This window comes from Rhizobium sp. G187 (genome assembly GCF_051549525.1).
Taxonomy (GTDB): Bacteria; Pseudomonadota; Alphaproteobacteria; order Rhizobiales; family Rhizobiaceae; genus Allorhizobium.
Genome location: NZ_JBPUGM010000002.1, coordinates 852,440 through 871,117 on the forward strand (window position 1 = coordinate 852,440; position 18,678 = coordinate 871,117).

General features: G+C 61.1%; 18 protein-coding genes. 8 read left to right on the plus strand and 10 right to left on the minus strand.

Annotated features, from left to right (window positions below; all coding sequences use genetic code 11):
- Nucleotides 1-2: 2 nt before the first annotated feature.
- The 5 genes from purF to ACSV9I_RS08970 all read right to left on the minus strand — a co-directional run bounded on the left by purF (nt 3) and on the right by ACSV9I_RS08970 (nt 6,683).
- Nucleotides 3-1,493 carry an amidophosphoribosyltransferase gene (gene purF, locus ACSV9I_RS08950; protein ID WP_054159826.1) on the minus strand — a complete coding sequence of 497 codons (1,491 nt, stop codon included), beginning with the start codon at nt 1,491-1,493 and terminating at the stop codon, nt 3-5.
- Between the two features lie 125 nt (nt 1,494-1,618).
- Nucleotides 1,619-2,197 (minus strand): CvpA family protein, encoded by a 579-nt coding sequence (locus ACSV9I_RS08955; protein WP_054159827.1) that lies wholly within the window; start codon nt 2,195-2,197, stop codon nt 1,619-1,621.
- An 89-nt stretch (nt 2,198-2,286) separates the two neighbouring features.
- On the minus strand, nt 2,287-3,690 hold the full coding sequence (radA, locus tag ACSV9I_RS08960; protein WP_438328446.1) for a DNA repair protein RadA: 1,404 nt from the start codon (nt 3,688-3,690) through the stop codon (nt 2,287-2,289).
- Between the two features lie 149 nt (nt 3,691-3,839).
- Nucleotides 3,840-5,006 carry an alanine racemase gene (gene alr, locus ACSV9I_RS08965; protein ID WP_438328447.1) on the minus strand — a complete coding sequence of 389 codons (1,167 nt, stop codon included), beginning with the start codon at nt 5,004-5,006 and terminating at the stop codon, nt 3,840-3,842.
- Between the two features lie 180 nt (nt 5,007-5,186).
- A complete protein-coding gene (locus ACSV9I_RS08970; protein ID WP_054159830.1) occupies nt 5,187-6,683 on the minus strand; it encodes a replicative DNA helicase in 1,497 nt (498 codons plus the stop codon).
- 275 nt (nt 6,684-6,958) lie between these two features.
- Between ACSV9I_RS08970 and ACSV9I_RS08975 the strand changes: the two genes are divergently transcribed.
- Genes ACSV9I_RS08975 through ACSV9I_RS08985 form a run of 3 tightly spaced genes read left to right on the plus strand, consistent with a single transcriptional unit; the run spans nt 6,959 to nt 10,154 of the window.
- Nucleotides 6,959-7,414, plus strand: a complete 456-nt coding sequence (locus ACSV9I_RS08975; protein ID WP_438328449.1) for a MarR family winged helix-turn-helix transcriptional regulator — start codon at nt 6,959-6,961, stop codon at nt 7,412-7,414.
- A complete protein-coding gene (locus ACSV9I_RS08980) occupies nt 7,411-9,087 on the plus strand; it encodes an MFS transporter (RefSeq protein ID WP_438328450.1) in 1,677 nt (558 codons plus the stop codon). The genes ACSV9I_RS08975 and ACSV9I_RS08980 overlap by 4 nt, the downstream gene beginning before the upstream one ends.
- A 20-nt stretch (nt 9,088-9,107) precedes the next feature.
- On the plus strand, nt 9,108-10,154 hold the full coding sequence (locus tag ACSV9I_RS08985; protein ID WP_438328452.1) for an HlyD family secretion protein: 1,047 nt from the start codon (nt 9,108-9,110) through the stop codon (nt 10,152-10,154).
- A 71-nt stretch (nt 10,155-10,225) separates the two neighbouring features.
- Here the strand turns inward: ACSV9I_RS08985 and rplI are convergent, their stop codons facing one another.
- The 5 genes from rplI to ACSV9I_RS09010 form a co-directional block, all read right to left on the minus strand.
- Nucleotides 10,226-10,801 (minus strand): 50S ribosomal protein L9, encoded by a 576-nt coding sequence (gene rplI, locus ACSV9I_RS08990; protein ID WP_054159834.1) that lies wholly within the window; start codon nt 10,799-10,801, stop codon nt 10,226-10,228.
- Nucleotides 10,802-10,821: 20 nt separating this feature from the next.
- Nucleotides 10,822-11,799 (minus strand): DUF2232 domain-containing protein, encoded by a 978-nt coding sequence (locus ACSV9I_RS08995; protein WP_438328454.1) that lies wholly within the window; start codon nt 11,797-11,799, stop codon nt 10,822-10,824.
- 179 nt (nt 11,800-11,978) lie between these two features.
- Entirely contained in the window at nt 11,979-12,227 is a 249-nt protein-coding gene (rpsR, locus tag ACSV9I_RS09000) for a 30S ribosomal protein S18 (RefSeq protein WP_003502063.1), read from the minus strand.
- Nucleotides 12,228-12,250: 23 nt separating this feature from the next.
- Nucleotides 12,251-12,706 carry a 30S ribosomal protein S6 gene (gene rpsF / locus ACSV9I_RS09005; protein ID WP_054159836.1) on the minus strand — a complete coding sequence of 152 codons (456 nt, stop codon included), beginning with the start codon at nt 12,704-12,706 and terminating at the stop codon, nt 12,251-12,253.
- Between the two features lie 317 nt (nt 12,707-13,023).
- Complete coding sequence (locus ACSV9I_RS09010) at nt 13,024-14,067, minus strand: aldo/keto reductase (protein ID WP_438328457.1); 1,044 nt, start codon at nt 14,065-14,067, stop codon at nt 13,024-13,026.
- A 212-nt stretch (nt 14,068-14,279) separates the two neighbouring features.
- Between ACSV9I_RS09010 and ACSV9I_RS09015 the strand changes: the two genes are divergently transcribed.
- From ACSV9I_RS09015 to fabF, 5 genes are all read left to right on the plus strand, one after another.
- Nucleotides 14,280-14,792, plus strand: a complete 513-nt coding sequence (locus ACSV9I_RS09015) for a hypothetical protein (protein ID WP_438328458.1) — start codon at nt 14,280-14,282, stop codon at nt 14,790-14,792.
- Between the two features lie 123 nt (nt 14,793-14,915).
- Nucleotides 14,916-15,860, plus strand: a complete 945-nt coding sequence (fabD, locus tag ACSV9I_RS09020; RefSeq protein ID WP_438328459.1) for an ACP S-malonyltransferase — start codon at nt 14,916-14,918, stop codon at nt 15,858-15,860.
- 31 nt (nt 15,861-15,891) lie between these two features.
- Complete coding sequence (gene fabG, locus ACSV9I_RS09025) at nt 15,892-16,629, plus strand: 3-oxoacyl-[acyl-carrier-protein] reductase (protein ID WP_438328460.1); 738 nt, start codon at nt 15,892-15,894, stop codon at nt 16,627-16,629.
- A gap of 278 nt (nt 16,630-16,907) precedes the next feature.
- Complete coding sequence (locus ACSV9I_RS09030) at nt 16,908-17,144, plus strand: acyl carrier protein (RefSeq protein WP_006727438.1); 237 nt, start codon at nt 16,908-16,910, stop codon at nt 17,142-17,144.
- Between the two features lie 132 nt (nt 17,145-17,276).
- Nucleotides 17,277-18,533, plus strand: coding sequence for a beta-ketoacyl-ACP synthase II (gene fabF / locus ACSV9I_RS09035; RefSeq protein ID WP_438328461.1), 1,257 nt, complete (start codon nt 17,277-17,279; stop codon nt 18,531-18,533).
- Nucleotides 18,534-18,678 lie beyond the last annotated feature (145 nt).

Sequence of the window (18,678 nt, forward strand, 5' to 3'; positions counted from 1 at the left end):
GCTCAGCCGTTGGCAGCGAGCATCGATTCCTTACGGCCCGGCTTTTCGCTTTCCTTGTCGAGAAGGCGGGTCGGATAGTCGCCGGTGAAATAGTGATCGGTGAACTGCGGATTGGCAGGATCGCGCGGCTTGCCGCCAACCGCCTTATAGAGGCCGTCGATCGACAGAAAGGCGAGCGAGTCCGCACCGATATACTTCGCCATAGCCTCAATGCCGAGATACTGGTTGGCAAGCAGCTTCTCAGCGTCCGGCGTGTCAATGCCATAGAAGTCGGGATGGAAGATCATCGGGCTCGCCACGCGGATATGGACTTCCTTGGCCCCGGCATCACGGATCATCTGGACGATCTTCAGCGAGGTCGTGCCGCGGACGATCGAATCGTCGACCAGCACGACGCGCTTGCCCTCGATCATCGCCCGGTTGGCCGAATGCTTGAGCTTCACGCCGAAGGCACGGATCTGCTGGGTCGGCTCAATGAAGGTGCGGCCAACGTAATGGTTGCGGATGATGCCGTATTCGAACGGAATTCCGCTCTGCTGCGCATAGCCAAGGGCTGCCGGCGTGCCGCCATCGGGAACCGGCACGACTACGTCGGCTTCAAGCGGTGCTTCGAGCGCCAGGTTCATGCCGGCATTCTTGCGGGTGGTGTAGACGTTGCGGCCGGCGACGACGGAATCGGGGCGGGCGAAGTATACATATTCGAACAGGCAGACGCGTTCCGGCTGCGGACGCGCCGGCATGCGGGATTCGATCGTCACGGAGCCATCGGCCTGGGTTTCACAGATGATCACTTCGCCGTTCTTCACGTCGCGCACGAATTTGGCACCGATGATGTCAAGCGCACAGGTTTCCGAACAGAAGATCGGCTTGCCGTCGAGATCGCCCATGACGAGCGGCCGAATGCCGATCGGATCGCGAGCAGCGATCAGCTTGGTGCGGGTCAGCGCGATCATCGCATAGCCGCCCTCCATCTGGCGAATGGCGTCGATGAAGCGGTCCGTGGTCGAGGCGTGGCGCGAGCGGGCGATGAGATGGAGAACCACCTCGGTGTCCGAGGTCGACTGGCAGATGGCGCCGGTGGCAATGATCTGCCGACGTAGTGTCAAGCCATTGGTGAAGTTGCCGTTATGGGCAATCGCAATGCCGCCCTCTTCGAGTTCGGCAAACAGCGGCTGCACGTTGCGAAGCGCCACTTCTCCTGTTGTCGAATAGCGCGTGTGGCCGATGGCCTGCGGACCCGGAAGCTTCGCCAGCGTCACAGGGTTGGTATAGTGGTCCCCGACCAGGCCCATGTGCTTTTCAGTGTAGAACTGGCGTCCGTCGAACGAGACGATACCGGCTGCTTCCTGGCCGCGATGCTGGAGCGCATGCAGGCCGAGCGCCGTCAGCGTCGAGGCGTCCGGATGGCCAAGGATCCCGAAGACCCCGCATTCCTCGTGGAACTTGTCGTCATGACCACCGTAGACGACATGGGGATGGCTGAACTGCTTCATGGCGATTTGCCTTTGCTCCGGGGACAGATGCGGGGGTGTAGGCTTTTAACACGGAAGCCGCCGGTCTGTCCTGATCCGGCGGCGTCTTGGCTCGTTCGTTGCGTCGCGAAGTGTCCGCGTCGCTGTCAATTGTTCTCCGCCGGTGCCTGTTCCGCCGGGGCTTGCTCGGCGGGGGCCGCACCTTCTTCCTCGCGTCCGAGGATGCGTTCGCGGATCTGCGGCTCGATGTCCTGCGGCAGGACGGCTTCAAGCTTCAGCACAAGACCGTCCAGGAAGGGCTTGGTCTTGGCTTCATTGACCCAGTCCGGGCGCTGGCGCACATCGATCAGCCAGTTCCAGAAGGCAACGGCGACGACCAGCAGAAGGAGGCCGCGTGCTGCACCAAACAGGAAACCGAGCGTCCGGTCGAGCGCACCAATGCGGCTGTCGATAATGAAATCCGCGATCCGTGACGTGATGAAGGAGATCACGATCAAGGACACGAAGAAGATGATGCCGGCCGAACCAGCCAGCGCAATGCGGTCATCTGCCGTGTAGTTTTTCGCCAGCGGCAGCAGCAGCGGATAGAGATAATAGGCCGCCGCGACCGAGCCGGCCCAGCTGGCGATCGACAGCACTTCGCGAGAAAAGCCGCGCACCATGGCGAGCACGGCCGAAAAGAGAACGACGCCGATGACAATACCGTCGAAAATAGTGATGGGCATTTAATACCAACTCCAAGCGTCGCCGGCATAAGCCGACATGATTGTCACCGTACACCGTTGAAACGCATCGGATGATGCGCTGCAACGGATCAAGCATCCTCCTGATCCGCTGGGGCCTTCAGCCGGGAACCGGCGATGCGCGCCACCAGATCGGGCAGGCTGTCGACTTCCGTCCATTTGCCCGCCGAACCCTTGGGCAGGTCCGAAGAGGCAGCCGGGAAAACCGCAGCGGAAAAACCGAGTTTTTCCGCTTCTTTGAGCCTTTGGCCGGTATAGGCCACAGGCCTTACAGCCCCCGACAGGCTGACCTCGCCGAAATAGACGCAATCGGCCGGAAGGGCAAGACCGGCAAGTGACGAAACCAGAGCCGCGGCAATCGCCATGTCCGCTGCCGGCTCCCGGATCCTGTAACCGCCGGCAACATTCAGATAGACGTCATGTTGCCCCAACCGCACACCGCAATGCGCTTCCAAAACCGCCAAAATCATGGCGAGCCGTGAGGAATCCCAGCCGACAACTGCCCGACGGGGTGTACCCAGTGATGTTGCCGCCACAAGCGCCTGCACCTCGACCAGCACGGGCCGCGTGCCCTCGATCCCGGCAAAGACCGCGGCTCCCGGCGCCTTCTCGTTGCGCTCGCCAAGAAAGAGCTCCGACGGATTGGAGACTTCCCTCAGACCACGGTCCGACATTTCGAACACGCCGATCTCGTCGGTTGGTCCGAAGCGGTTCTTCACGGTTCTGAGGATCCGGTAGTGATGACCGCGGTCACCCTCGAAATAGAGGACGGCGTCGACCATGTGCTCGACCACGCGCGGACCGGCAATCTGGCCTTCCTTGGTTACGTGGCCGACAAGCACCATGGTTGCGCCCGTTTGTTTGGCAAAGCGGATCATCGCCTGCACACCGGTCCTGACCTGGGTCACCGTGCCGGGCGCGCTGTCGGCCGTATCGCTCCACAAGGTCTGGATCGAATCGATGATGACAAGATCCGGCCGCTTGCCTTCCGAGATCGTCGCCAGAATATCCTCGACATTGGTTTCGGCGGCGAGCAGCACGTCGGTATCGGCAGCACCCAGTCTCTGGGCGCGAAGCCGGACCTGTGCCACGGCCTCTTCGCCGGAGACATAGATGATCCTATGGCCGCGCCGGGACAAGGCGGCTGCCGCCTGCATCAGGAGTGTTGATTTGCCGATCCCGGGATCGCCGCCGATCAACACGGCAGAGCCACGCACGAAACCGCCGCCCGTGGCGCGATCAAGTTCCGTCATCCCGGTCGGAATGCGGGGGGCTTCTTCGATTTCGCCGGAGAGCGAGGTCAGCGTGACTGCACGCCCCTTCTTCGGCGTCTTGCCCGGACCACCGCCAATGCCACCCATCGGATCTTCTTCGACGATGGTGTTCCACTCGCCGCATCCCTCGCATTTGCCGGCCCAGCGGGTGTGTACGGTTCCGCAGTTCTGGCAGATGAATTGGGTCTTCGCTTTGGCCATGAATCAGGTGTCGCTTTCGGGGAGGTCGTCGTGGATAGATTTCTTGCATCGATGCCGCCGATCATGGCGCGATGCGGTCATGCCTGCCTGGGTTCAGATAAGCTGGCGGAGTGAGAACAATAGCAGAACATTCTGGTTTGTGCCAGACCTCAAACCTCACCGTCGAGATAGACCCGCTCGTAGCGAAGCCCAAGCCCCGTCAGCATTTCGTAGCCAATCGTACCGGCCGCACGTGCGACTTCGTCCAGTGGCATTGCGGGTCCGACGAGTTCCACATAGTCGCCGTTGCGCACCTGATTTTCGGGGAGGTCCGTTACGTCGAAGACGGTAAGATCCATCGTGACACGGCCAAGCGCAGGCACCCGGTGGCCGGCAATGACCCCGTTTGCGCCAGCGAGCCCGGTTTGTCTCAAGGCCACGCCATGGCCGGAGAGATTGCGCAGATAGCCATCCGCATAACCGACGCTTGCCACGGCCAGACGGCTGTCGCGGGCAAGGACATGGCTCGCGCCATAACTGACGCTTTCGCCGCCCTTTGCCTCGCGGATCTGGAGAATGCGGGCTTCGGCCTTGATCACGGTGCGCATCGGGTTCGTCACACCATGGACGGCTTCTCCGCCATAGAGTGCGATGCCGGGACGGGTCAGGTCGAAGTGGTATTCAGGTCCAAGAAAGATCCCCGCCGAGGCAGACAGACTGCAATCAATGCCTTCAAAGGCTGCGCTAACCTTTTGGAATTTCTCCAGTTGCTGGCGGTTCATCGTCGAGGTGGGATCATCGCCGCAGGCGAGGTGGCTCATCACCAGCACCGGGTCGAGGCTGGATGGCCGCGATACGTCGTCCGCCAGCGCCAGCGCGTCAGCAAGCGGCAGGCCAAGGCGATTGAAGCCCGTGTCGACATGGAGCGCGCACGGATAGGGGCCGCGTTCCGAAAGGAGCGCCATCCAGAAGGCAAGCTGCTCTTCCGAGGCGATGACGGGTACCAGGTCGTTGTCGAAAAAAGTGTCTTCCTGCCCCGGCCAGATGCCGGAGAGAACGAAAATCCGCGCTTCCGGCGCATAGGGCCGAAGCGTTGCCCCCTCGGCCGGCACTGCCACGAAGAAATCCCGTGCGCCGGCATGGTAGAGTGTCTGCCCCACATCCTCGATGCCGAGCCCATAGGCATCGGCTTTCACCACCGCCGCAGCCCGGGCCTTGCCCGACCGTCGTGCCATGTCACGCCAGTTGTCGGCGATAGCGCCGAGATCGATGGTCAGGCGGAGCGGGGCGGAGAGAAATTCCGCCGGTGCGTCGGTGATCGAGAATCTGTCTGTCATGGATGCCGTTGGCTGGAACTGTGAGGGTTGAGGAACCCTAGCATCTTTGCAGATGCCGGTAAGAGACACGGCAAAATTTATGCTGCTATGCACAGTGTTTCGCGGTCTGCTCACTTCGCCATCGGAAAAGAAAATGGCCGGCACAAGGCCGGCCATGATCGGGATAGCTTCAGATGCATCTCACGGTTCTTCATACTGGATGAAGGTCGGGTCGGCGAGATCCGCAAAGCGGGTGAACTCCGACTGGAAGGCGAGCTTGACGGTACCCGTCGGTCCGTGACGCTGTTTGGCGATGATGACGTCGGCCGTGCCCTTGACCTTCTCCATATGCGCTTCCCATTCCGGATACTTCGGGTCCGCGAGATCACGCGGTTCAAGGTTCTTCACGTAGTATTCTTCACGGAACACGAAGAGCACCACGTCGGCGTCCTGCTCGATCGAGCCCGATTCACGAAGGTCGGAGAGCTGCGGGCGCTTGTCTTCGCGGCTTTCGACCTGACGCGAAAGCTGGGAAAGAGCGACGATCGGCACAGCCAGTTCCTTGCCGAGCGATTTGAGGCCCGTCGTGATCTGGGTGATTTCCTGAACGCGGTTTTCCCCCGACTTGCCCGAGCCGGTCATCAGCTGGATATAGTCCACGACGAGGAAGTCGAGGCCACGCTGGCGCTTGAGGCGGCGGGCGCGGGCCGCGAGCTGGGCAATCGAGATACCACCGGTCTGGTCGATAAAGAGCGGCACCTTCTGCATCGTCTGGGAAAAACCAACGAGCTTTTCGAACTCGTGCTCGGTAATGTCACCGCGACGGATCTTGGAGGAGGAGACTTCCGTCTGCTCGGACATGATACGGGTGGCGAGCTGTTCGGCCGACATTTCGAGCGAGTAAAAACCGACGACGCCGCCGTTCTTCGCCTTCAACGATCCGTCCGGCATCACTTCCGGCTCGTAAGCCGCCGCGATGTTCCAGGCGATGTTGGTCGCAAGCGAGGTTTTACCCATACCCGGACGTCCGGCGAGAACGATCAAGTCAGACCGCTGCAGGCCACCCATCTTGGAATCGAGCGAGCTGATGCCGGTGGAAATACCCGAGAGGTTGCCATCGCGCTCGAAGGCAGCGCCCGCCATGTCAACGGCCTGGGCAACAGCGTCAGAGAAGGACTGGAAGCCGCCGTCATTGCGGCCATTTTCGGCCAGCGCAAACAGGCGGCGCTCGGTATCCTCGATCTGTGTCTGCGGCGGCATGTCGAGCGGCGCGTCATAGGCGATGTTGACGACATCTTCGCCGATCTGGATCAGTGCGCGGCGCAGCGCCAGATCATAGATCGCGCGGCCATAGTCTTCCGCATTGATGATGGTGACGGCTTCAGACGCGAGACGCGCGAGATATTGCGCGACCGTCAGATCGCCGACCCGCTGGTCTGCCGGCAGGAAGGTTTTGATGGTGACCGGGTTTGCCGTCTTGCCCATGCGGATGATCTCGGAGGCAACCTCGAAGATCTTCCGGTGCAGCGGCTCATAGAGGTGATCCGGCTTCAGGAAGTCGGAAACGCGGTAATAGGCGTCATTGTTGACGAGAATGGCGCCGAGCAGAGCCTGTTCCGCCTCGATATTGTTCGGTGCTTCCCGATACAGCGGTTCGGCAGCTTGCTGCGGCGCGATGTTACGAACGGCTTCGATCATGGTGTCACAGCTTCTTCACGGTTGGGGCTTCGCCTTGGGTTTGGCCACCCAGGCCTGCACAGTCAACCGGCGTCTCGAATGCGCTGGACTTTTTCGTCTTGTCCCCAGCAATCAACAGGCGCGGAAATTTGCGCTTGACGTCTTTTCCGGCGAATCGTGTGCAAGCTCTCAATTTAGCGCATGGCAGCCATCCTGACAAAGATCATTGAAATTACCGATATGAGGTATAACTAGTGTGAATACAAATAGGCTGCTAATTATGTGGAGCGCAATGAATGACCAGGGCGACCGAAAACGAACAGCTGTTCGACGAGATGTCTGGATTTAACCGCAAGCTCCGGGCCTTTTTCGATGCGGTGGTGCGGGAGGAGGGGCTGACGCTGGCGCGGGCGCGGGCGCTCTTTGCGCTGTCTCGTCGCGGACCGCTCACCCAGAAGGAACTGGCGGACGAATTGGAGATCGAAACACCGACTTTGGTGCGTGTGCTTGACGGTATGGAGCGACAGGACCTGATCCAGCGTCGTGAGGATGCTGCTGACCGCCGTGCCAAGCGGATCGACATGACGCCGGCCGGGCATGTCGCCTACCAATCCGTGCACACGCTGGCGACCGGTCTTCGAGCGCAGATCGCTGCCGACATTCCGTCAGAGGATATCCTTGTTGCCCTTTCGGTGGTTCGCCGCCTGACGGCCAATCTTCAGGGCCTCGACCTGTCGAAAGTGCGGTCATGAGCCGTGACGTATCAACGATAGCGGCAGCCGGTCAGGATGCATCCCCAGAGCCAGCGCGGGTGATGCCACCCTCCGCAACGCCCACCCCGGCACCGGCGGCAAAGCCCTTGTGGCTCGGTGTCATCTATGTGGCAGCCGGCCTTCTGATGTTCATCACCCAGGGGCTGGGCATGAATATCGTCAATGCCAATCTCTACCAGTTGCAGGGCGAGTTCTCTGTGACGGTCGTTGAAGCCGCCTGGCTTTCGGCCGCCTACATGGCGCCCTATGCGACGCTGTCGATCGCGCTCTTCAAGATCCGCACGCAGTACGGTCTACGCCCCTTTGCCGAGTGGAGCATTCTGGCCTTCGTCGCTGCCTCGATCCTCAATCTTTTTGTCAGCGATCTGCATTCGGCGCTGGTCGTCCGCTTCATCAGCGGCTGTGCTGCCGCCCCGATCTCCTCGCTCGGTTTCCTCTACGTGCTGGAAGCCTTCCCGCTGCACCGGAAACTCAATCAGGGGCTGAGCATGGCGCTGATGGGCACATTGCTGTCCGCCCCGCTGGCGCGTTTGATCTCGCCCACTTTGCTACAGATCGATGGCTGGCATGCGCTCTACACGCTCGAACTTGGGCTGTCCCTGGTTGCCATGGCGATCACCTATGCGCTGCCACTGACACCGCCGCCGCGTGCCAATGTCATCGAGAGGCTGGATATCCTGTCCTATCTCCTGATGGCGGTCGGCATCGGTTGCCTCGCGGTCTTCCTGACGCTCGGACGCTTCTACTGGTGGTTCGAAACCTGGTGGCTCGGTGTTCTGCTGGCGGGCGCGATTGTCTTCATCGTATTGACGGCCATGATCGAGATCCGTCGGAAGAATCCTATGCTGGATTTTGCCTGGATCTTCTCGCGGGACAATCTCCATCTGGCTGCCGTCCTTCTGGTCTTCCGCGCGGTGTCGTCAGAACAGTCCTCGACCGCTGTCGGCTTCTTCCAGCAAATGGGGCTGCTCAACGATCAGCAATTCGTGCTCTGGTGGGTGGTGCTTGCAGCCTCGATTGCCGGTGGACTGTTTTGCATGCTGCTGATGAGCTCGCGCTATCTTGAGACTGCGCATGTCATTTCGCTTCTGCTGATTGCCACGGGCGCCTATCTCGACAGCATGGCAAGCAATCTGACGCGGCCGGAGCAAATGTATCTGAGCCAGGGCATGATCGCCTTTGGCGCGGCCATGTTCCTGCCGCCCGTGATGGCAAAGGGCTTCACGGCTGCGATCCAGAAGGGGCCTCCCTACCTGGTGAACTTCATCGCGATTTTCCTGTTCACCCAGATCACCGGCTCAATGCTGATGACCGGGTTGCTCGGGAGCTTCGTTACGCTACGGGAGAAATTCCACTCGAATGCGCTCGTGCAGAACATCCTTCTGACGGATCCCGATGTCGCCCAGCGCGTGAGCCAGCTTTCGGCTGCCTACCGGAAAGTCATCACCGATCCGTCCATCCTCAACGCGGAAGGTTTGGCGTTGCTGTCCCAGCAGGTCACCCGTGAAGCCTACGTACTGGCCTACAACGACACCTTCCTCCTGATTTCCGTCGTCACGACGTTGGCGCTCGCCGCTCTGCTCTTCCACCTCGCGTGGCAGAGACTGCAGACCCGCCGGCCAGCCGTCGTCGAGACATCTAACCAATCTTGAGCCGAACAGAGACCACCGCTATGTCAAACACATCAATCAAGCCCGCCGCCATCCTGACACTACTTGCCGGCCTCGTTGGCATCTCGCTGGTCCTGTATGCCTGGCGGCTCCCGCCCTTCACCAGTTCCATCGAGACGACAGACAACGCCTATGTGCGGGGTGCGGTCACCATGATGAGCCCGCAGGTCAGTGGCTATGTCGTGGATGTCCCGGTCAAGGACTATCAGGCCGTGGAGGAAGGGCAGGTTCTCGCCCGCATCGATGACCGCATTTTCCGCCAGAAACAGGCTCAGGCCGAGGCGGCACTGGCAACGCAAAAGGCGGCACTCGACAATTCGCGGCAACAGGAGACCGCGGCCAAGGCGCGTATTGCATCCAGCGAGGCCGCCGTCGACGCCGCCGATGCGGACCTGGAACAGGCTGTGCTCCAGTCGAGTCGCCAGGACAGCCTGATCCGCAGTGGTGTGGCGACGACCAGTGCGCAGGAACAGGCCCATGCGACCCTTGACCGGGCCCGAGCCGCCATGGCCCAGGCAAAGGCGGCCGTTGAAGTATCCCGGCAGGATCTGCAGACCATCATTGTCAATCGCGGCTCCCTCGAAGCGGCCGTCGCCAACGCCGAAGCAGCTGTGGAACTGGCCAGGATCGACCTTGCCAACACGGAGATCCGCGCGCCGCGCAAAGGCACCCTCGGCGAGGTGGGCGTGCGCGTCGGCCAGTATGTTGCGACTGGCACCCAAATGATGGCGGTGGTGCCGCAGGAGGTCTGGATCATCGCGAATTTCAAGGAAACCCAGCTTTCCGGAATGGCTGTGGGGCAGCCGGTCGACATCGTCGTCGATGCGCTGGATCGCCGCGTCCTCAAGGGCAAGCTGGAGCGCTTCTCGCCAGCCACCGGCTCGGAGTTCGCAGTCATCAAGGCCGACAACGCCACCGGTAACTTCGTCAAGATCGCGCAACGGGTGGGCGTGCGTATTTCGGTCGACCCAAGCGATGAAGCCGCCGCCCGTCTGGCGCCCGGCATGTCGGTGGTCGTGCGGATCGACAAGGGTGCAGATCCGGCCTGATGGTGTCGGGCTAAAACAAAAAAAACGCCCGGAAAATCCGGGCGTTTCGTTGCTGCACGAAGCGGCAAATCTTAGTCGTCGTCGCCATCCATGTCGGCTTCCGGATCGAAGAAGTCTTCCGGACGAAGCGCATCTTCGTCGATGCCGTAGATGGCGTCGGCGGAGGTCAGGCTTTCGCCCTTGGCCTGGCGCTCAGCTTCTTCAGCCGAACGGGCAACGTTGAGCTCAACGGTCAGCTCGACTTCTGCATGCAGGTGCAGAGTGACTTCGTGCAGGCCGATTGCCTTGATCGGGGTGTTCAGTTCGACCTGGTTGCGGCCGATGTTGAAGCCTTCGGCAGCCAGGATGTCGACGACGTCACGAGCAGCAACCGAACCGTAGAGCTGGCCGGTTTCGCCAGCCGAACGAACGACGATGAAGCTCTTGCCGGCAAGCGCGTCAGCAACCGTCTGGGCTTCCGACTTGCGCTCGAGGTTACGGGCTTCGAGCGTTGCACGCTCAGCTTCGAAGCGCTTCTTGTTCGCTTCGTTGGCGCGCAGCGCCTTGCCGAGCGGCAGCAGGTAGTTACGAGCGAAGCCGTCGCGAACCTTTACGGTTTCGCCCATCTGGCCGAGCTTGGCGATGCGTTCCAGGAGAATGACTTGCATGATTCTCTTCCTTTCGTTGTTCAATCAGTGTTGTCGGTATGATCGGTCTCGGCCTTGCGGGCCGGGGTCAGTGCAACGGTCCGCCGTGTGTCGGACAGACCGATGATCAGGGGTATGACGAGCGGCAGGAGCATGATCGTCGAGAGATAGGCGAGCACCAGGGCCGGCAGGCGCCAGTCCTTGCCACGGGTGCGAAAATGCAGTGCTGCAAATCCCGAGACGAGAAAGCCAGCGCCAAAGGTTCCGCAGACAGTTGCCCCGATCATCGCCGGTACACCGCCGATGAAGCAGGCGACGATGCCGGCGAGAAAGATGAACGGCGCGTTGCGGCTCATCCGCAGCGTCGAGGGGAAATCGTCACGCGGACGACGGCCGCGCGCTGACGCTGTCACGACGCGCATGGCGATGTAGAACATGGCCAGAAGCAGCATGACCCAGGTTCCGCCCTGGATGATCGGCAGGAGCAGGACCATGGTCCGCTTCAACTGCTCAAGGGCGGCTGCCTCAGGCACCATCGTCGGGTCCTGATTGACCATCGCCTGCATCATGGCGTCGATCAGCTGGTTGGTGAATTCGGGGCCGAAGCCGATGATCCAGCCGAGCAGGATAACAGCTGCGCTAACGAAAATGCAGAGCTGCAGCAGAATGTCGGACAGGGGGTACCAGGCGATCAGATTGTCCGGACCGCCAATTTCGGAAGCCGGGCGGGCAAGGCTTGCAAGATGCGCGATCCAGCCAGCCGGTGCGAGCGTGAAGAGGGCCATACCGAAGGCGAACATCGGCGAGACACCGATGGTGCCGAGCAGAGCGGCCGTGGCAATCGCGGTGACCGAGGCGGTGTTGCCCCAGCCAAGGCCGACGATCAGAATGGGAAGGGCGGAAGCCGCATAGAGAATGGAGGCGAGCGTTGGCTGCGCCGCAGCACCCAGCACGAGCAGGGCGGCGGTAATACCGGCCAGGAAGCCGGTCGTCAGCAATTTCACATCCAGTTTCTGCAACGTCGCTGTCCTGCTGGTTCTAGCAGTTAGGGGAGGGGCTCAAGCGATCTCGCCTCAGCATCCCCAACATGGGATTTCGCCGGATGTCGCATCAAGCGCCATCTGGCAGTCGGTTCCGATCCGCGCCCAACGCGGAAGGGATGAAGCCCGCCGACGATGTCGGCAGGCTTCGGATCAGATTACGCTACGACGTAAGGCAGCAGGCCGAGGAAGCGGGCGCGCTTGATGGCCTGGGCCAGTTCGCGCTGCTTCTTCTGGGAAACTGCGGTGATACGCGAAGGAACGATCTTGCCACGCTCGGAAATGTAGCGCTGCAGGAGGCGAACGTCCTTGTAGTCGATCTTCGGAGCATTGGCGCCCGAGAAGGGGCAGGTCTTGCGACGACGATGGAAGGGACGACGTGCCTGAGAAGAGGATGCATCAGCCATTGTGTGTTCTCCTATTGCTCAGATTACGCGCGGTCTTCGCGCGGACGACGCTCGAAGCCACCTTCGCGCGGACCACGGTCCGGACGCGGGCCACGATCGCCGAAGTCGCGGCGCGGGCCACGATCGTCGCCGTCACGACGCGGACGGTCGTCACGGTCGCGCTTCTGCATCATGGCAGACGGGCCTTCTTCGTGGGCTTCAACAGCGATGGTCATGTAACGAAGAATGTCTTCGTTGATGCGCATCTGGCGCTCCATTTCATGGACGGCGGCTGCCGGAGCATCGATGTCCATGAGAGCGTAGTGAGCCTTGCGGTTCTTCTTGATGCGGTAGGTCAGGGACTTGAGGCCCCAGTTTTCTACGCGCCCGACCTTGCCGCCGTTAGCTTCGAGGACACCCTTGTACTGTTCGACGAGGGCATCAACCTGCTGAGCGGACATATCCTGCCGGGCAAGGAATACGTGTTCGTAAAGAGCCATGTAAGCTTTGCCTTTTCTTGCGGTTGTCGTCACCCGGATCCGGCGCTAAGCCTCACAGACTGCTCCTGTGCGGCAAAGCCGCGGCAAGAAAAGTAGTGTGTTCGAGACGGTCGAGAGCGGAGACACGGGAGGCCGGAAACCCTTAATAGTTCCTGCTGCAAGCCAAGCGACCTGCCAGCCCTCCGTTCAGCCACCAGCCGGAAGACCGGGTGTTGTGAACGGCGCGCTTATACGCGCTTCCCCGGATTTAGCAAGGGCCGCAAGGGAATTTCTCCCCGCGACCCCGCTATGATCATGAAATCGGTGACGCTGCTCGTTCAGATCGGCATCGGATAGTCGCGGTGAATGCGCGCAATCTCCTTGAGGATCTCGTCCGACAGGACGATGTCGGCAGCGCCGATGTTGACCTTCAGCTGCTCCATCGTCGTGGCGCCGATGATGGCGGCTGCCATGAATGGTCGGGTCAGGCAAAATGCGATGGCGAGAGCAGAGGGATCTATGCCGTGCGCGTGGGCAAGATCGACATAGGCCTGTGTCGGCGCCTGCTGCTGAGGCGCCAGACGTCCGCCGATGTCGCCATTGATGGTGCCGCGTGAGCCGGCAGGCTTTCGGCCGTCGAGATATTTGCCTGACAGGATGCCGCCGGCAAGCGGTGAATAGGCGAGAAGGCCGACGTCTTCATGGTATGACAGTTCTGCCATGTCGAGGTCGTGGGTGCGGTAAAGCAGATTGTATTCGTTCTGGACGGTGGCAACACGCGGCAATCCGCGCTCCTCCGCGAGGGAGAGGAACTTCTGCGTGCCCCAGGTCGTCTCGTTCGACAGGCCGATGGCGCGGATCTTACCGGCCTTCACGCATTCGCCCAGCGCTTCGAGCTTTTCCGCCATGTCGCTGACGGCCGTGCTGCGATCCTGCTTGGTTGGGTCGTAATTCCAGGCCTGGCGGAAGTGATAGTGTCCGCGGTTAGGCCAGTGGATCTGGAAGAGGTCGATGTAGTCGGTCTTCAATCGTGCGAGGCTGGCATCAACGGCCTGATGAACGGCCTTGGCTGTAATCGGCTGTCCTTCGCGAATATAGGGACGTCCGGAGCCGGCGATCTTGGTGGCAAGCACAATCTTGTCACGCTTGCCGCCCGTTGCGATCCAGTTGCCAATAATGGATTCCGTCAGGGTGTAGGTTTCGGCCGAAAGCGGGGTGGTGGGGTAAAGTTCGGCCGTGTCGAAGAAGTTCACGCCATGATCCAGCGCATAGTCCATCTGCGCGAAGGCTTCGTCCTGCGTGTTCTGCGAGCCCCATGTCATGGTGCCGAGGCAGATCTGCGACACGTCAATATCCGTGCGCCCGAGTTTCGTATGTCTCATGAAAATGTCCTTGATGGGGGAGGCGATGGAAACTTAGGCAAGTCTCGGTGAGGCGCAAGTCGCGAGGAAGACATTTTTGGAGATGCCCTACCTGCTGGCGGCGGCCAAGCAGCCACCGACTGTGACGGATGTACTTTAATTGGCAAGCCGATGAACTAAAGCGCGTCCGTGATGCGGCGGGCAAATAGGATTGCTGAAGGAGTAGGGATCTCATGAAGACGTCAACGATGGTCAAGCTCGGCATTTCCGCCGTCGCGGCGCTGATAGGGGCGGCGTTTATGTATCAAGGCGAACTCAAGACCGCAGCGCATGCGCGAAAGCTCGTTGCCGAAGGGACGACTGTGACTGCGGAAGTGACGGGGGCAACCACCAAGTCACGGAAGAAATATGGGTTCACCACATCCAAGTCGGCCGAAGTCGACTACAGCTTCGAAACGGCTGATGGCCAGATCCAGAATGGTCACGACTCGATCGAAGTCGCCGCACTTGAGGCGATGACGGACCCTACGGACAGTTCCTTGTTGCTGGACGATGCGGCTGTTGAGATCCTCTATATGCCAACAGAGCCGAGCGACAATGGAATCAAGTCGGCACTGGTCTCGCATCAGTCACCGGACCTGCTGACGGTCGCGCTGATCGCGGTCTTTGGCGGTGCGATTGCTTACGGCATACTTGCACGCCTCAGTGGTTTCCTGGCCGTTGCTCGTTCCCGTTTGGCGGCCTGATCCGCGACAGGGCCGGGTTCATTTTGGTGTTGAAAGGGGCGGCGCTTCATCGGTCGCAACCCTTGACTCCCGCTGCAGATCGTGAACTTGAAGACGAAAAAGCTAGGGAAGGACGATGATCCCATGACAGTTGCATTCACTTTTCCCGGCCAGGGCAGTCAGGCCGTCGGCATGGGCAAGGATCTTGCCGACAGTTTCGCTGAGGCCCGCGCCGTGTTCGAAGAGGTCGACGCAGCCCTCGGCCAGAAGCTTTCGGACATCATGTGGAATGGCCCAGAGGAAACGCTGACACTGACCGCGAACGCCCAGCCGGCCTTGATGGCCGTGTCGATGGCCGTGATCCGCGTTCTCGAAGCCAAGGGCCTCGATCTGAAGTCCAAGGTCTCCTTCGTTGCAGGACATTCGCTCGGCGAATACTCGGCACTCTGCGCCGCCGGCACTTTCTCGATTGCTGACACCGCACGTCTCCTGCGCATCCGTGGCAATGCCATGCAGGCGGCCGTTCCGGTCGGTGAAGGCGCGATGGCGGCGATCATCGGTCTGGAGCACGGCGACGTCCAGGCAATCTGCCTTGAAGCCTCCGCCGTCGGTCCCTGCCAGATCGCCAACGACAATGGCGGTGGCCAGCTGGTGATTTCGGGCGGCAAGGCAGCCGTCGAAAAGGCGGCAGCACTCGCCACCGAAAAGGGCGCCAAGCGCGCCATCATGCTGCCAGTCTCTGCGCCGTTCCATTCGGCGCTGATGGGCCCTGCCGCTGACGCGATGCGCGAGGCTCTCTCCACGGTCGAGAAGCGCGATCCTACCGTGCCGTTGATCGCCAATGTGCGGGCCGAGCCTGTGACCTCCGCCAGCGAAATCGCCAATCTGCTCGTCGAGCAGGTGACCGGTCAGGTGCGCTGGCGCGAAACTGTCGAGTGGTTCGGTGCCAATGGCGTCACGACCCTCTACGAGATCGGGGCCGGCAAGGTGCTGACGGGGCTTGCCCGCCGCATCGACAAGAATATCGCCGGCGTGGCCGTCAATGGCCCTGCCGATATCGACGCGGCAATTGCCGCTCTGAACGGCTGAACGCCGCCAACGTTGAACAAGGAAAACCATCATGTTTGACCTGACCGGCCGCAAGGCCCTCGTGACCGGTGCCACTGGAGGCCTCGGTGAAGAGATCGCCCGCCTGCTGCACAAGCAGGGTGCCATCGTCGGCCTGCACGGCACGCGCGTCGAAAAGCTTGAAGCGCTGGCCGCCGAACTCGGCGACCGCGTCCACATCTTCCCGGCCAACCTGGCTGACCGCGCCGAAGTCAAGGCGCTTGGCGAGAAGGCGGAGGCCGAACTCGGCGGCGTCGATATTCTCGTCAACAATGCTGGCATCACCAAGGACGGCCTGTTCGTCCGTATGTCGGACGAGGACTGGGATGCGGTTCTCGAAGTGAACCTCACGTCGGTTTTCCGCCTGACGCGCGAACTGACCCATCCGATGATGCGTCGCCGTCATGGCCGCATCATCAACATCACCTCGATCGTCGGCGTCACCGGCAATCCGGGTCAGACCAATTACTGCGCCTCCAAGGCCGGCATGATCGGTCTTTCCAAGTCGCTCGCCCAGGAAATCGCCACCCGCAACGTGACGGTCAACTGCGTGGCGCCGGGCTTTATCGAAAGCGCCATGACCGGCAAGCTGAACGACAAGCAGAAGGATGCAATCATGGGTGCAATTCCGATGAAGCGCATGGGCGCGGGATCGGATATTGCGGCCGCTGTCCTCTATCTCGCCTCCGACGAAGCGGGTTATGTTACTGGCCAGACGCTGCATGTGAATGGCGGCATGGCGATGATCTGATCACAAGGCCGGAAAGACGCCTGTCACAGAAGGATGTTGACCAATGGGACGGGTTGAATTTCTGGCTTTGCGGCGCGCTTAAACCGTGTTAAGCGGGCCATGACTGTGAGCAGTCGCTCCATCGCATGAGCCGAAGTTTATGCTTTTGTTTGCATAAACCGCTCTGAGGTTGAGCTGAACGGGTTTGCTGGTGGGGACGCTTGACGTTCGCCGGTTGAATGCAGGGTAGGGCAGCCATTATGGCTCCCTCTGAGATTAAGAAGGTCGAGGTTACCGACATGAGCGATATCGCAGAACGCGTGAAGAAAATTGTAGTTGATCATCTCGGCGTTGACGCTGAAAAGGTTGTCGAAGGCGCGAGCTTCATCGACGATCTGGGCGCGGATTCGCTCGACACGGTCGAACTGGTCATGGCCTTCGAAGAAGAGTTCGGCGTTGAAATCCCGGACGACGCTGCTGACTCGATCCTGACCGTCGGCGACGCTGTAAAGTTCATCGAGAAGGCTCAGGCCTGATCGATCGAGAGTTTGTGGAAGGCGGGCTTTGCCCGTCCTGTCCGCTTGGGCCCGCTTCATGCGGGCCTTCTTGTATAATGACCATATGAACCGGCCGAGCGAGGCCGACAACTGCAGGGTGGGCTACGAACGATGAGACGTGTCGTTATCACCGGTACCGGCATGGTATCTCCTCTCGGCTGTGGCACGGAACTGACCTGGCAGCGTTTGCTGGCTGGTCAGAGCGGCGCCCGCCTCGTCACCGAGTTCGAGGTGGACGACCTGCCTGCAAAGATCGCCTGCCGCATCCCTACCGAAGGCGAAGGCGCTTATAGCGCCGACGACTGGATGGAGTTGAAGGAGCAGCGCAAGGTCGATGCCTTCATCATCTACGCGATCGCGGCTGCCGACATGGCGCTCAAGGATGCTGGCTGGGAGCCGAAGACCGATGACGACCAGTGCGCCACCGGCGTTCTGATCGGCTCGGGCATCGGCGGTCTTGAAGGCATTGTCGAGGCGGGTCATATCCTGCGTGACAAGGGCCCACGCCGCCTGTCGCCGTTCTTCATTCCCGGCCGCCTGATCAACCTTGCCTCCGGCCAGGTGTCGATCCGACACAAGCTGCGCGGTCCGAACCATTCCGTCGTCACCGCCTGCTCGACCGGCGCGCATGCCATTGGTGACGCGGCCCGCCTGATCGGCCTCGGCGATGCCGATGTCATGGTCGCAGGCGGCACGGAATCCCCGATCAGCCGCATCTCGCTTGCCGGTTTTGCCGCTTGCCGCGCGCTGTCGACTGCCCGCAACGACGATCCGACCGCTGCATCGCGCCCCTATGACAAGGATCGCGACGGCTTCGTCATGGGCGAGGGCGCCGGTATTGTCGTTCTGGAAGAACTCGAGCATGCCAAGGCGCGCGGCGCCAAGATCTATGCCGAAATCGTCGGCTACGGCCTCTCGGGCGACGCCTTCCACATCACCGCCCCGTCGGAAGATGGCGACGGTGCGTTCCGCTGCATGACCATGGCGCTGAAGCGCGCAGGTCTGACGGCAGGCGATATCGACTACATCAACGCGCATGGCACCTCGACCATGGCCGACACGATCGAACTCGGTGCGGTCGAACGGCTGGTCGGTGAACACGCGTCGAAGATTTCGATGTCGTCCACCAAGTCGGCCATCGGCCACCTTCTCGGGGCTGCCGGAGCCGTGGAAGCGATCTTCTCCGCCCTCGCGATCCGCGACGGCGTTGCACCGCCGACGCTGAACCTCGACAATCCGGATGTCGAAACCAAGATCGACCTCGTGCCGCATACGGCGCGCAAGCGTGACATCCGTGTTGCCCTGTCAAATTCCTTCGGATTTGGCGGCACGAATGCCTCGCTGGTCCTGAAGCGCTACGAGGATTGACGGATAGGCCGGGGCGGGGTGCTGAGCTTTGGATGCTTGGCACCGCGCACTTGCCCGGCCCCCGTTGTTACGGCTAGAAAAACAGTCTCCGTCCGGCGTTTGTGTGAACGTGCCGGCCCGGATTTTTGCCGCATTGCTGACCGAA

Coding starts and splice junctions, on each gene's coding strand:
- alr (WP_438328447.1), bottom strand. CDS start 5,006: ATGACAGACAGATTCTCGATCACCGACGCACCGGCGGAATTTCTCTCC.
- ACSV9I_RS08975 (WP_438328449.1), top strand. CDS start 6,959: ATGACCAGGGCGACCGAAAACGAACAGCTGTTCGACGAGATGTCTGGA.
- fabD (WP_438328459.1), top strand. CDS start 14,916: ATGACAGTTGCATTCACTTTTCCCGGCCAGGGCAGTCAGGCCGTCGGC.
- rpsF (WP_054159836.1), bottom strand. CDS start 12,706: ATGGCTCTTTACGAACACGTATTCCTTGCCCGGCAGGATATGTCCGCT.
- ACSV9I_RS08970 (WP_054159830.1), bottom strand. CDS start 6,683: ATGATCGAAGCCGTTCGTAACATCGCGCCGCAGCAAGCTGCCGAACCG.
- ACSV9I_RS08980 (WP_438328450.1), top strand. CDS start 7,411: ATGAGCCGTGACGTATCAACGATAGCGGCAGCCGGTCAGGATGCATCC.
- fabF (WP_438328461.1), top strand. CDS start 17,277: ATGAGACGTGTCGTTATCACCGGTACCGGCATGGTATCTCCTCTCGGC.
- ACSV9I_RS09015 (WP_438328458.1), top strand. CDS start 14,280: ATGAAGACGTCAACGATGGTCAAGCTCGGCATTTCCGCCGTCGCGGCG.
- ACSV9I_RS09010 (WP_438328457.1), bottom strand. CDS start 14,067: ATGAGACATACGAAACTCGGGCGCACGGATATTGACGTGTCGCAGATC.
- ACSV9I_RS08985 (WP_438328452.1), top strand. CDS start 9,108: ATGTCAAACACATCAATCAAGCCCGCCGCCATCCTGACACTACTTGCC.
- purF (WP_054159826.1), bottom strand. CDS start 1,493: ATGAAGCAGTTCAGCCATCCCCATGTCGTCTACGGTGGTCATGACGAC.
- rpsR (WP_003502063.1), bottom strand. CDS start 12,227: ATGGCTGATGCATCCTCTTCTCAGGCACGTCGTCCCTTCCATCGTCGT.
- fabG (WP_438328460.1), top strand. CDS start 15,892: ATGTTTGACCTGACCGGCCGCAAGGCCCTCGTGACCGGTGCCACTGGA.
- ACSV9I_RS09030 (WP_006727438.1), top strand. CDS start 16,908: ATGAGCGATATCGCAGAACGCGTGAAGAAAATTGTAGTTGATCATCTC.
- rplI (WP_054159834.1), bottom strand. CDS start 10,801: ATGCAAGTCATTCTCCTGGAACGCATCGCCAAGCTCGGCCAGATGGGC.
- radA (WP_438328446.1), bottom strand. CDS start 3,690: ATGGCCAAAGCGAAGACCCAATTCATCTGCCAGAACTGCGGAACCGTA.
- ACSV9I_RS08955 (WP_054159827.1), bottom strand. CDS start 2,197: ATGCCCATCACTATTTTCGACGGTATTGTCATCGGCGTCGTTCTCTTT.